This window comes from bacterium (assembly GCA_019695305.1).
Classification (GTDB): Bacteria; UBA10199; UBA10199; order UBA10199; family JAIBAG01; genus JAIBAG01.
Genome location: JAIBAG010000005.1, coordinates 61,185 through 73,757, shown reverse-complemented (window position 1 = coordinate 73,757; position 12,573 = coordinate 61,185). Strand labels below are relative to the sequence as shown.

Sequence of the window (12,573 nt, the reverse complement as noted above, 5' to 3'; positions counted from 1 at the left end):
TATATTAGCTGATTGACCCTGATGATTTTAAATGCCCTCTAAAATCGATGTTGGTCTTATTACGGATGAACAAATGATGTCAAGAGCATATCACTTAAATGACACATTTTATGGATAAAAGTTGCATTAGGGGTTTCTCTTATTTTTGAGCCCAGAAAAAATAGAAACGCCATGCGCCATAAAAGCACCAATAGCCCCTACTCCCATGAGGTAAAAAAGAGGGATGCGCAGATTAAATATGAGTAGAATAAAAATAAGAAAAATAAAAAAATCGCGTTTGCCTAAGGGATGAATATACTTTTCGTAAAAGCTCTTTTCTTCGGTTGCCTTCCAGCCCATTTTTAATTGGCCCACATTAGGACCACTTTTGGCTTTAAAGAGTTGTATATAAATAAGGCTACTTACAGCGAGAGAAATAATTAAAATAGTCCAGCCCCCGTACCAGTAAAACAACAAACCGGTATCGCGAAAAAGCCCCCAAAATAATCCTAAAAATAACACATTATTTACATAATCATCACTCACCGTATCCAGCCAGCCACCAAAAGTGGAGTATTGCACTTTTAAACGGGCCACTTCGCCATCGCACCCGTCTATCACCGACGACATTTGGCCTAAAAAACCGGCTAATAGTCTTAGGCTATAATCTGGCAGCGTCAGTAAATACGCAGCTATGCTGGCCATGACCATATTTAAAAATGTAATTTGATTAGGCGTAATGGGTGTTTTTACTAAAAAACGCGTAATGAAAAAAGAAACAGGTTTATTGAGTGTGGGCGCAATAAGGCCCAAGGTTTTTTTACGAATGGTGATAAAAAGTTTTTTTTCGGCTTCTTTAAAAGCACCAGGCTGTTTTAAATCTTGGTACCAGTTTTCTGGAATAGAATTATCAGAAGACGTACCAAAATAACGAAGATTATGATTGATAAAATCAGGATCGTAATGAAAAGAAGCATCCATCACCAAACACTTTGGTTCGTCAGAAAGAACAAGCCGTTCTTTAAAGTGCGGAAGTGATTGTAAAATAAAAGCCAAAGCCTGAGCCGCATACTCTCCAGTTAGATAAATATCTTTTACTTCTGGTGATCGCTCCAAAGTTTTAAGTGTACGGATAAGAGATGGCAAGCCTAGGATTTTTTCTTTAAAAAGAGTGGGATGATTAACAACAAGAGTAATGGGTTGCATTATTTCCAGTGCAAAATAGATTTAGCTTTTACACCATACAAACTAAGCGTAAAAGGCTGTGCTCCCATTTTAGGATCTTGATCAAACCAAACATAATAAGCCTTCGACCATTGATCGTGATAGGGGTAAAAAGCTCCTTCTAACGGATAGGCATTTGCCACTTCAATTTTAGCAGGTTTAAGTTCGGTATCACCAAAGTTAAGACGCAAATCCCAGCCGGCCTTTTCATCTTTTAAATCGGCAAATTTTTGATTGGATGTAAAAAAAGATACAAAAAAGAGAAGCTTGCCATCTCTTTTACTGCGACGTTGTTCAAGAACTTGATTTTCTTTATCTTCATCCAAATCGTAAATGCGCGCATATTCACGAGCTTGAGCATTAATCATTTCATCGGTTAACATGGTTGCATGCCAAATAATGGAAGCGGATAAATCTTCGGTACGATACACTTTATCGGACTTGGTGTTGCTGTTGAGAATTTTGGAATATTTGCTGGACGATCCAGCCTGAACAAGAGGTACTAAGAAAAATAAAGAAAGAAAAATAATACTTAGTTTTTTCATACAAGCACCTGTTATTTGAGTAACTCCGTCTTCGTAAATAAACACTGAAGGGGAACACCTTTACCAGCTAAAAACTCACGTCCACCCTCTTCGCGATCAACAATACACAAGGCCCCTGTAACTTTTAATCCAAAATCTTGGGCTTTTTCCACAGCAGTATAAAGGCTGCCACCGCTTGTTACCACATCTTCTACAATCACCACATTCATCCCCGCCGATAAATTTTTAATCCCTTCAATCCAGGCACCGGTACCATGTTTTTTAGGCTCTTTACGGATAATAAAGGCAGGAATGGGTTTTCCCATTTTAAAACTTTGAATGGAAATCGCAGTCACTAAAGGATCAGCTCCCAAGGTTGGCCCACCCACGGCTTGAGCTTGCGGGTAGCTCTCAAGCATTTTTTTAAAGAAAAACTCCCCTAATAAAGCAGCGCCTTCGGCATTTAAAGCCGTTTGCTTGCCATCAAAGTAAAAATCACTCTTACGGCCGCTGGCAAGCGTTACTTCCCGTTTTTCGTATGAGAGTTTAAGAAGTATTTCTTTTAAGCGGTTAAGCGACATATCACGATTCCGCGTAAGATTTTTCAACCTGTTCTTCTTCTTCCTTACATTTAATACAAAGATCAGTCACAGGGCGGGCTTCTAAGCGTTTAACACCAATGTCTTCGCCACAGCTTTCGCAAGTGCCGTATTCACCGGCTTCAATTTTCTTTAAGGCTTTTTCAATCTTTTTAAGAAGAACCCGTTCACGATCTCTAAGACGCATATTCATCGATTGATCGGCTTCGCTACTGGCTAAATCTACTTCATCGGGTAAATCATCCGGGTCAAAAGCATAGCCAGCTTCTTTGGTTACTTCAGCCTGTTGCATTACTTCGGCTTTACGGTCGAGTAAAATCTTTTCAAACTTTTTCATGTCTTTTTTATTCATAGTTGCCCTTCCTTAATAAGGTAATTTTCGACGAAACAGTATATTCAAAAAAGGAAATGAATCATAGGGATATTCTACTTCTTGTCAATTTAAAATCGTGAGCTTTATTATTGCAATGCGTCAGGTTTTACCCTAACCTCCCGGCGTGGAGCAAAAACCCAAAACATTTAGCGCTATCGGCGATATTTTAGGCAATACCATTGGCGAATTAAACCTCGAAAAAAATATACGCGTATACACACTTTGGAAAAACTGGGACAAAATTGTAGGAGATTATCTAAAAACTAAGACCCATCCCGACTTTGTAACAGGAACTACCCTTCATGTTTCGGTAGATCATCATATGATTTTGCAGGAGCTGGAATTTCAGAAAACAAAACTTTTGTCCAAAATCAAAGAAATCGAAAAAAGTGTGGTGATTGAAAAGATTGTGTTTAAGTTGAAGAAAGCGGATTGAAGAAGTAACCCACCCCAACCCTCCCTTAGCTTAAGGGAGGGAGCTTTCTTACTCCTCCCCTTAGACTAAGGGGAGGCTGGGAGGGGTTATGCAGCCCCAAAATTACCTTTTACCACATTATTGCGCGCTCCGTACTCCTGAAGACTAGTCACACTCAAACTCGTTTCAGCCAAGTTCTTGATAGCTTCTACGGCGGCTTTAGCTGCCGATATCGTCGTAAAATACGGGATGCTCTTGGTTAAGGCTGTGCGGCGTATATCGTACGAATCACGCGCATTTTCGCGTCCTTCGTGCGTATTGACCACCATCTGCACTTGCCCTTCCGCCATGTTTTCTACAACATGAGGCGAACCTTCGCGTACTTTATTAATGCCACTAACTTCTAAGCCATGACTGCGTAAAAAGCGCGCGGTACCGTGAGTAGCCACCAATTTAAAATGGAGCTGCGATAATGTTTTACACAAATCCACAATGTCGGTTTTATCTTTATCGCGTACACTGATAAACACAGCGCCCTCTTTGGGGAGATGCGTGCCGGCAGCCGCTTGCGCTTTGGCGAAAGCCATTCCAAACGCGGGATCGATACCCATCACTTCACCGGTCGATTTCATTTCGGGCCCAAGCAAAGTATCCACGCCCGGGAATTTGGCAAACGGGAAAACTGATTCTTTTACCGAGCGGTACGGAGGAATAATCTCCGAGGTAAATCCCAAATCTTTTAATTTTTTGCCCACCATCACACGGGCCGCCATTTTAGCTAAAGGTACGCCAATAGCTTTTGATACGAATGGCACCGTACGGCTGGCACGGGGATTTACTTCGAGTATATAAACGACATTATCTTTTACGGCGTATTGCACGTTCATAAGACCAATCACTTTTAATTCTTTAGCCATGGCCTTGGTTTGACGAATGATGGTTTGCATCACGGAATCATCCAGAGAATGCGGAGGCAAGCAACAGGCCGAGTCGCCGGAATGCACACCGGCATGCTCGATATGTTCCATAATCCCTCCGATCACCACATCTGTACCGTCAGAAAGTGCGTCGACATCAACTTCTGTGGCGCCTTCAAGATATTGATCGATGAGAACGGGACGATCTTCAGACGCTTGTACGGCTGTTTCCATATAATGGGCCAGCATTGCTTCATCGTAACAAATCTGCATGGCACGGCCGCCTAACACGTACGAAGGACGCACTAAAATGGGATAACCAATGCGTTTAGCAATGGCGATGGCTTCTTTTGCCGATTTAGCAATACCGTTATTAGGCTGGAGAAAATCCAGCTTTTTAAGCATGTCGGCAAAACGTTGGCGATCTTCAGCTACGTCGATGCTATCAGGCGAAGTCCCTAAGATAGGCGCGCCCCACTTTTCGAGAGGCACGGCTAATTTAAGAGGGGTTTGTCCACCAAACTGCACAATCACCCCATGCGGTTTTTCTTCCTGTAAAATACGGGTCACATCTTCTTTGGTGAGAGGTTCAAAATAGAGGCGATCAGAGGTATCGTAATCAGTCGATACAGTTTCCGGGTTACAATTCACCATGATGGTTTCATAACCTTCTTCCTGCAACGCAAAACTTGCATGGCAGCAGCAATAATCAAATTCAATGCCCTGGCCAATACGGTTGGGGCCCCCGCCTAAAATCACAATCTTTTTGCGGCTTGTAGCATTCGCTTCGTTTTCTTGATCGTACGACGAATACATATACGGAGTATTCGCTTCAAATTCGGCGGCACAGGTATCCACGCGCTTATAAATGGGAACAACTTTTTCTTTTTCACGCAAATTACGGATGTCATCTTCGGTTTTACCGGTGAGAGCCGCTAGCCGCCTATCGGAAAAACCCATTTGCTTGGCATCTTTAAGCATTAAAGCATCAACTTTTTTACCTTTAATCAGCCCGCGTTTAATTTTACCTTCAAAGGCAATGATTTGCTCGATATGTTTTAAAAACCACGGGTCGATATTGGTAAGCTTTTGAATTTTAGCGAGCGTATACTTTTGGCGGAACGCCTCGCCTACCCACCACAAACGGTCGGCTTTGGGCACAGTTAAGTGTTCGTTTAATTCTTTGGTGCGTTTAGCGGCGGTTTTCTCTTTTAATTTTCTTTCTTCAAAACCATAGGTACCCGTTTCCATTGAGCGCATGGCTTTTTGCAACGATTCTTTAAAAGTGCGGCCAATGGCCATCACCTCGCCCACCGATTTCATCTGGATGGTGAGGCGGTCATCGGCTTGCGGGAATTTTTCAAAGGTAAAACGCGGAATTTTGGTCACCACGTAATCGATTGAAGGTTCAAACGAGGCCGGAGTGGTTTTGGTGATATCGTTTTTAATTTCATCCAGCGTGTAACCCACCGCAAGTTTGCTTGCAAATTTAGCAATCGGGAAACCCGTGGCCTTAGAGGCTAAAGCTGACGAGCGCGACACACGCGGGTTCATTTCGATGACAATCATCTCGCCATTTTTAGGGTTGATGGCAAACTGGATGTTTGATCCACCGGTATCCACACCAATTTCGCGGATAATTTTTAATCCCCAATCACGCATACGCTGATATTCTTTATCGGTAAGCGTTTGTGCAGGTGCAATGGTGATACTATCGCCAGTATGCACACCCATGGGATCTAAATTTTCGATGGAACAGATGATCACCACGTTATCGTTCAAATCGCGCATCACTTCCAGCTCGTATTCTTTCCAGCCAATAACCGATTGCTCGATGAGCAACTGTTTTACTGGTGAGCATTCCAAACCCCACAGCACATGCTGTTTAAACTGTTCTTTGGTGTACGAGATATTGCCGCCCGAACCACCCAAGGTAAACGCGGGACGGATGATGGCCGGAAATCCTACTTTTTTAATCACTTCCATCGCTTCTTTCAGCGAATGAGCCAGCCCACTACGAGGCACGCACACACCAATTTTAAGCATGGCCTTTTTAAACAGCTCACGGTCTTCTGCTTTTTCGATAGCGGGGATTTTTGCACCGATAAGCTCGACGTTATATTTTTCCAGCACACCTCTTTTAGCTAAAGCCACAGCGGTATTGAGAGCGGTTTGTCCACCAAGAGTGGGCAAGATGGCATCGGGGCGTTCTTTGGCGATGATTTTTTCAACAATTTCGGGAGTAATCGGCTCGATGTAGGTGGCATCGGCTAATTCCGGATCGGTCATGATGGTAGCCGGGTTTGAGTTTACCAGCACCACTTCATAACCCTCTTCCTTCAAGGCCTTTACTCCTTGAGTTCCGGAGTAATCAAACTCACAAGCCTGCCCAATCACAATGGGGCCGGCACCAATAATCATTATTTTTTTAAGGTCTGTTCTTTTTGGCATAATTCGTACGTTCGTACGTTCGTATGTTCGTGCGTTCGAAACTGCCGCACAAAATACCAACGTTTATCGCTTGTCCATCATATCGGTAAAACGTTTAAATAAATAAGCACTGTCGTGCGGTCCGGGAGCCGCTTCCGGGTGATATTGCACACAAAAAGCCTGTTGTTTTTTATGCTCAATCCCCTCCACGGTTCTATCATTTAAATTAATGTGCGTAACAGTCACATCTTTTGGGAGTGTTGTGTCGTCCACAGCAAAACCGTGGTTTTGAGAGGTAATTTCTACTTTCCCTGTGGTCACATCCATCACCGGCTGATTACCACCATGATGGCCAAACTTAAGTTTGTAGGTTTTAGCACCCAAGGCCAGCGCCATAATTTGATGACCTAAGCAAATGCCAAACATGGGCTTTTTGCCCAGGAGCTTCTTCACATTTTTAATAGGTTCTTCACACATAGCGGGGTCGCCGGGGCCGTTAGAAAGAAATATTCCATCCGGGTTATATTTAAGCACTTCTTCTGCAGGTGTATTGCTGGGTACTATCGTTACTTTGCAACCATGCGAGGTTAGAAGACGTGAAATATTCTGCTTCATTCCAAAATCGTAAGCCACCACATGATATTTGGCTTTTACTTTAGAGCGTTTTTTAGAAAGTTCTTCTTCAAGGGTAACAACACCCTCTTTCCATTCCGATTTTTTGGTGCTCGATACCGTTTTTGCTAAATCCTGCCCTTCCATCGATGGGAGATTTTTGGCTTGTTCTAAAAGCTTATTCTTATTTTTAAGAGGGCCAACCACTATCAGCGCCTGCTGGGCGCCTCCATCACGGATTTTACGGACTAAAGCACGGGTATCCACCCCTTCTACACCGGGCACCTTCCATTTTTTAAGATAGCTGCCTAAATCTTGGCTAGAGCGGTAATTACTCACGATGGGCGAGTTTTCTTTCACCACAAAACCAGACAGAAACAACCCGCGCGATTCTACATCCATGGGATTGATGCCGTAGTTGCCAATTTGTGGATAGGTCATCACCACAATTTGGCCAGCATACGAGGGATCGGTTAAGATTTCCTGATAACCCGAGAGTGCTGTATTAAACACCACCTCGCCAAATCGGTTACCTTCGTATCCAAACGACTTGCCGCTATAAATGGTGCCGTCGGCTAAAATTAAATGAGCTTCTTTTGTCATAATGAGTAAACCACCTTTCCTGCCACAAGTGTATGGGTCACCACACCCTTCACCTTCATGCCCATAAAGGGACTGTTGGAGCTTTTGGAACAGAAAGTATTTTCATCAATCACATACTCCCGTTCGGGGTCAAAGATGGTGATATCCGCATCCGCCCCTTTTTCCAGGCTCCCCTTCTTTAAAGCAACAATCTGGGCCGGTTGATGGGTTAAGGTGGCTATTATTTTTTCTAAAGTAATCTTTTTATTATCAATTAGTTTTATCGATAAACTTAAAGCAGTTTCTAAACCAATAATGCCGCATTCAGCGCGTTCAAATTCTACTTCCTTTTCAAGCACCGAATGAGGAGCATGGTCGGTAGCAATGGCATCGATGGTGCCGTCAGCCAAGCCCTGAACTAGCGCTTTAATATCGTGATTTTCACGGAGCGGGGGCGCCATCTTGGCTTCGGTTCTATAGCCAATGACTGCTTCATCCGTGAGTGTAAAATGGTGAGGTGTTACTTCACCGGTTACGGGTAAACCCTTCTTTTTTGCACGTTCAATAGCCTCTACACCGCCGCAGGTTGCTACATGGCCAATATGAAGTCGAGCCCCGGTTAAGCCTGCCAGATATATATCGCGGGCAATCATAATATCTTCGGCTTCATGCGGAATACCGGGCAAACCTAAACGAGCCGAAACTTTTCCTTCGTTCATCACACCGCCAGCCGATAAGCATTGATCTACCGAATGAGTAATAACTGGAATATCAAAACTTTTGGCGTACTCCATAGCCACCCGCATGAGCAGAGGATTTTCCACACATTTGCCATCGTCCGAAAGAGCCACACAACCCGCACGCTTGAGCTCTCCTATGGGCGCTAACTCTTTACCTTTCAAGCCCTTAGTTAAGGCTCCTATAGGAAACACATTAACTATCCCTTTGGTCTTGGCTTGCTTGATAATAAACTCGGTCACAGACGCCGCATCATTCACCGGATTGGTATTGGCCATGGCACAGATAGAAGTAAAACCACCTTTAGCCGCAGCGCGGGTTCCGCTTTCGATTGTTTCCTTATATTCAAAACCGGGTTCACGTAAATGCGTATGCAAGTCCACAAAGCCAGGCGAAACAACAAGCCCCGTCGCATCAATCACCTCAGCATCAGCCACCTTCTGGCCGGGCTTGAGCACATCGATCACCACGCCATTTTCGCAAACAACGTCAAACTTGCCGTTAATCTTGTTTTTAGGGTCAATCAGATGACCATTTTTTATATGGAGTCGTTTCATTTTTTCTTTTCTTCGTGATGCTGGGTCAGCAAGTAAAGCACCGCCATACGGATAGCCACGCCATTTTTAACCTGATCGAGTATTACCGAGTAAGGCCCATCAGCCACCATCGGATCAATTTCCACACCGCGATTAACCGGGCCCGGGTGCATGATGGTGATATCTTTTTTAGCGCCCTTTAAAACTTCTTTATTAAGTCCATAAAACTGTGAGTATTCGCGCGTGGTAGGAAACGGTGTTAAGCCTAATCGTTCGTTCTGGATGCGCAGCATGATGGCGCAATCGGCATCTTTAATGGCTTCGCGTAAATTATACGATACTTCTACTCCAAAGGTTTCAATGCCTACCGGTATCATGGAAGCCGGCCCCACTACCGATACTTTAGCCCCTAGTTTTTGAAGCGCGTAGATATCCGAACGAGCCACACGGCTATGGGCAATATCACCCACAATCACTACTTTTAATCCTTCAATTTTCTTTTTGGCATCCAACAAGGTCATCACATCGAGCAGTGCTTGAGTAGGATGCTCATGAAAACCATCGCCGGCATTAATGATGGAGGCCTTTAAATTTTTAGAGAGCCAGTAAGGAACCCCCGCCATGCTGTGACGACACACGATGATATCCGGCCCCATGGCTTCCAGATTTTTGGCCGTATCCATCAAGCTTTCACCTTTTTCTACAGAGGATCCGCTTGGCGAAAAGTTAATCACGTCACCCGATAAACGTTTACCGGCTATTTCAAAGCTGGCTCGTGTGCGGGTAGAGCTTTCGTAAAACAAATTAATGATGGTTTTACCACGCAGCGCCGGTACTTTTTTAACTTCGCGGGCGCCTACTTCCTGGAAAGAACGGGCTGTTTCAATAATAGATAAAATTTCCTCTTTGGAGAGATCTTCAATGCCTAATAAATCTTTGCGTTTAAATGTCATTTATTTTCAAGTTCCACAAAAGTTTTTCCGTCTACTTCCAACAAATTTACCTTCACATTGCTATCCACTTCTACATCATACACTTTACCTACAACGGTGGCCTCAATAGGCAACTCACGCCCACCACGATCGATAAGTACAGCCAGATAAACAGCTTTAGGGCGACCAAAGTCGAATAAGGCATCCAGTGCCGCACGGATGGTACGGCCTGTATAAAGCACATCATCCACTAAAAAGACGGTCTTATCGTCGAGGGCAAAATTAATTTCGGTCTTTTTAACAACAGGATGTTCAGAAAGGCGCGACAAATCATCACGATAAAGAGTGATATCCAAAGCACCAACCGGCACCTTTCCAATCTTTTTGGCCAAAGACTCTGCTAAAGGAACCCCGCGGCTGCGAATACCCACCAGGGCCAAATCGTCCAAATTGCTCACTTTGGCACTAATCTGTTTAGCCATAACTCCGATGATATCGGCTACCTGGTTTTCTTTAAGTAAAATGCTCATTTTGGTCGTTTTTGGTAAAAAAAAACCTCCCTGGTTACCGGGAGGTTTTGGTAAAAATCAAATTTTTTGCCTTTTTCTTTTTATGTGCCATGTCAGCTATAAATTGCTCAATTAAGACCTGCGTTTGTATAGCCAATACAAACACTCACGTCAATCATTTATTGTTCTAAATTTTCGGTGTACAGACTGAGTATGCAACACTTCTTTGGGATCGGCCTTTCTTTGATATAATTCCCATTCATAAGGTTCTAACATAAAATCGCCGTTATAATCATAAGGCTTCTTTTTTGAGGTATCAACCAACGGCCATCCGTAACGTTTTTGCGTTTTTATGAGTGCGCTTTCCAAATAACTTAAACGACCATCTTTATTAAGATCAAAAAAACGCTCAAGCTTTTTAGGGGAATAGGTTTTGGCCATACCCAAGGCGGGCAAAAAGAGCAAAAGAAAACCAATAAGCAAACAATACTTCATGTATTCGTGCTAAGATGCAGCAGGAGCTTCGGCAGCGGGAGCAGCCCCTGCTTTTTTACCATAAACAGCAGCAAAATGCTCTTCACACAAACCCGATTTACTCACTTTTTTATTACAATTTTCGTTGTGGCAGGTTTTATAACGGCTTTTAGGCAATTCACCACGTTTCCATTTTTTATAATGGGCATCGCAATAACCCTTAGCGCGGTATTCACGTTTACATTTTTCTACCTTACACGTTTCACTCATATTTTTCCCCTCATTAAACTGCGTTACGTTACTCGTCCAAAAACTGTTTTATTTTATCTTTGTCGTCCTTGTTTAAAGGTGCATCTTTAATAATTTTAGTAAGAGCACTTTCGTCGGAATGTGTTAATTGAACATCCTCTTGCTTAGCAGGCGGGACAGCAGGAGGAGCTACAGAAGGCTTGGCACTAGGACTAACGTTATGATTCACCCAATCGGTCACATCTTGGCGAATTTTTAGCCCTTCTTCAGAACGGATAAAAACATCGAGACGCTGCTTAATGGTGCGGTCGCCTATTTTAAAATCGGTAATAAAATAGGCCATACAAATAGTTACTGCAACCCATAGTAAAAATTTAATTAACTTCATCTGGGTTGTTTTACAGGAAAAAGCACTTCCCAGCAAGTCCTTCTTGTTATCAAGTACTTGTTTTGCTATAGTAAATTTATGTCTCAAGCCGCATTATCTTTTCGCCCTTCCGAAAGTTCAGTATTGAATACTCCCAAAATTTTGGTGGTTGACGATAACCCTACCAATGTAGAACTGGTTTCGGTTCAGCTTAAACAATTTAATTATCAAATTTTAAAGGCGTACGACGGCGAAGAGGCTCTTGAGATTATAAAAAAAACACCGCCCGATCTTATTTTGCTGGATCTCATGATGCCGCGCATGAGCGGTTATGAAATTTGTAAAATCATCAAAAGTAATCCCGAAACGCATCTCATCCCCACTATTATTGTTACGGCTTTACGGGAGCTAGATGACAAATTAAAAGCCATCGAGCTGGGCGCCGATGACTTTTTAATGAAGCCCTATAATAAGTTAGAGCTCATCACGCGTGTTAAATCTCTTTTAAGAGTAAAACAACTATACGACGATTTAGACTCTTCCGAAAATATTGTTTTTGCCTTAGCCGAAGCTTTAGAAGCCAAAGATAATTATACGCGTGGTCATTCAGAGCGTGTTGCAAAATATTCCGTTTTACTCGGACGTGAAATGGGACTTAATTCCCAAGAATTGGACGACCTTAAAAAAGGTTCTCTTTTGCACGACATTGGCAAAGTGGGTGTTCGTGATGATGTTCTTAATAAAGAAGCACGGCTCACCCAAGAAGAAATAGCCCACATTCGCACTCATCCTGAACGTGGTTACGATATTTGTAAAAAATTAAAATCATTTAAAAACTTATTGCCCATTATTCGTTCCCATCACGAACGTATGGATGGCAAAGGGCATCCCGAAGGCTTAACCGGCGACCAAATCCCGTTACTGGCCCGTATTTGTTCTATTACCGATGCCTTTGATGCTATGACTTCTAACCGCCCTTATCGAAAAGGAATTGCCCCTACGCAAGCAGCCGACATTTTTGAACGTGAACGCGCCACCGGGCAATGGGATACTGCAATTGTAGATACCTTTGTATCTCTCATCCGCAAAAACGCAGCCGAACGCAGCCGCTAA

The 12,573-nt window shown here is 43.2% G+C and carries 14 protein-coding genes; 2 read left to right on the top strand and 12 right to left on the bottom strand.

Annotation, left to right across the window (positions count from 1 at the left end; translation table 11 throughout):
• Positions 1-126: 126 nt before the first annotated feature.
• The 4 genes from K1X76_04015 to dksA are packed head-to-tail and all read right to left on the bottom strand — an operon-like array spanning position 127 to position 2,678.
• A complete protein-coding gene (locus K1X76_04015; GenBank protein MBX7148227.1) occupies positions 127-1,185 on the bottom strand; it encodes a CDP-alcohol phosphatidyltransferase family protein in 1,059 nt (352 codons plus the stop codon).
• Complete coding sequence (locus K1X76_04010; GenBank protein ID MBX7148226.1) at positions 1,185-1,748, bottom strand: hypothetical protein; 564 nt, start codon at positions 1,746-1,748, stop codon at positions 1,185-1,187. Before K1X76_04010 ends, K1X76_04015 begins: the two co-directional genes overlap by 1 nt.
• 11 nt (positions 1,749-1,759) lie before the next feature.
• Entirely contained in the window at positions 1,760-2,308 is a 549-nt protein-coding gene (gene pyrE / locus K1X76_04005; GenBank protein ID MBX7148225.1) for an orotate phosphoribosyltransferase, read from the bottom strand.
• Position 2,309: 1 nt separating this feature from the next.
• Positions 2,310-2,678 (bottom strand): RNA polymerase-binding protein DksA, encoded by a 369-nt coding sequence (gene dksA / locus K1X76_04000; protein ID MBX7148224.1) that lies wholly within the window; start codon positions 2,676-2,678, stop codon positions 2,310-2,312.
• Positions 2,679-2,823: 145 nt separating this feature from the next.
• Between dksA and K1X76_03995 the strand changes: the two genes are divergently transcribed.
• Positions 2,824-3,135 carry a DUF721 domain-containing protein gene (locus K1X76_03995; protein ID MBX7148223.1) on the top strand — a complete coding sequence of 104 codons (312 nt, stop codon included), beginning with the start codon at positions 2,824-2,826 and terminating at the stop codon, positions 3,133-3,135.
• Positions 3,136-3,221: 86 nt separating this feature from the next.
• On the opposite strand, the gene carB is transcribed toward K1X76_03995, so the two are convergent.
• The 8 genes from carB to K1X76_03955 form a co-directional block, all read right to left on the bottom strand.
• A complete protein-coding gene (gene carB, locus K1X76_03990) occupies positions 3,222-6,482 on the bottom strand; it encodes a carbamoyl-phosphate synthase large subunit (GenBank protein ID MBX7148222.1) in 3,261 nt (1,086 codons plus the stop codon).
• A gap of 63 nt (positions 6,483-6,545) precedes the next feature.
• Entirely contained in the window at positions 6,546-7,676 is a 1,131-nt protein-coding gene (gene carA / locus K1X76_03985; GenBank protein ID MBX7148221.1) for a glutamine-hydrolyzing carbamoyl-phosphate synthase small subunit, read from the bottom strand.
• Positions 7,673-8,950: a dihydroorotase gene (locus tag K1X76_03980; protein MBX7148220.1), complete on the bottom strand. Its 1,278-nt coding sequence runs from the start codon at positions 8,948-8,950 to the stop codon at positions 7,673-7,675. The genes carA and K1X76_03980 overlap by 4 nt, the downstream gene beginning before the upstream one ends.
• Positions 8,947-9,882, bottom strand: a complete 936-nt coding sequence (locus K1X76_03975; protein MBX7148219.1) for an aspartate carbamoyltransferase catalytic subunit — start codon at positions 9,880-9,882, stop codon at positions 8,947-8,949. The genes K1X76_03980 and K1X76_03975 overlap by 4 nt, the downstream gene beginning before the upstream one ends.
• Complete coding sequence (pyrR, locus tag K1X76_03970; protein ID MBX7148218.1) at positions 9,879-10,391, bottom strand: bifunctional pyr operon transcriptional regulator/uracil phosphoribosyltransferase PyrR; 513 nt, start codon at positions 10,389-10,391, stop codon at positions 9,879-9,881. The genes K1X76_03975 and pyrR overlap by 4 nt, the downstream gene beginning before the upstream one ends.
• Before the next feature lie 150 nt (positions 10,392-10,541).
• Positions 10,542-10,865, bottom strand: a complete 324-nt coding sequence (locus K1X76_03965) for a hypothetical protein (GenBank protein MBX7148217.1) — start codon at positions 10,863-10,865, stop codon at positions 10,542-10,544.
• 9 nt (positions 10,866-10,874) lie between these two features.
• Positions 10,875-11,114 carry a vegetative protein gene (locus K1X76_03960; GenBank protein MBX7148216.1) on the bottom strand — a complete coding sequence of 80 codons (240 nt, stop codon included), beginning with the start codon at positions 11,112-11,114 and terminating at the stop codon, positions 10,875-10,877.
• Positions 11,115-11,142: 28 nt separating this feature from the next.
• The gene (locus K1X76_03955) at positions 11,143-11,481 is read right to left on the bottom strand and encodes a hypothetical protein (GenBank protein ID MBX7148215.1); all 339 of its coding nucleotides are present in this window, start codon (positions 11,479-11,481) and stop codon (positions 11,143-11,145) included.
• Between the two features lie 78 nt (positions 11,482-11,559).
• Here K1X76_03955 and K1X76_03950 point away from each other — a divergent pair, with 78 nt between their 5' ends.
• Complete coding sequence (locus tag K1X76_03950) at positions 11,560-12,573, top strand: response regulator (protein MBX7148214.1); 1,014 nt, start codon at positions 11,560-11,562, stop codon at positions 12,571-12,573.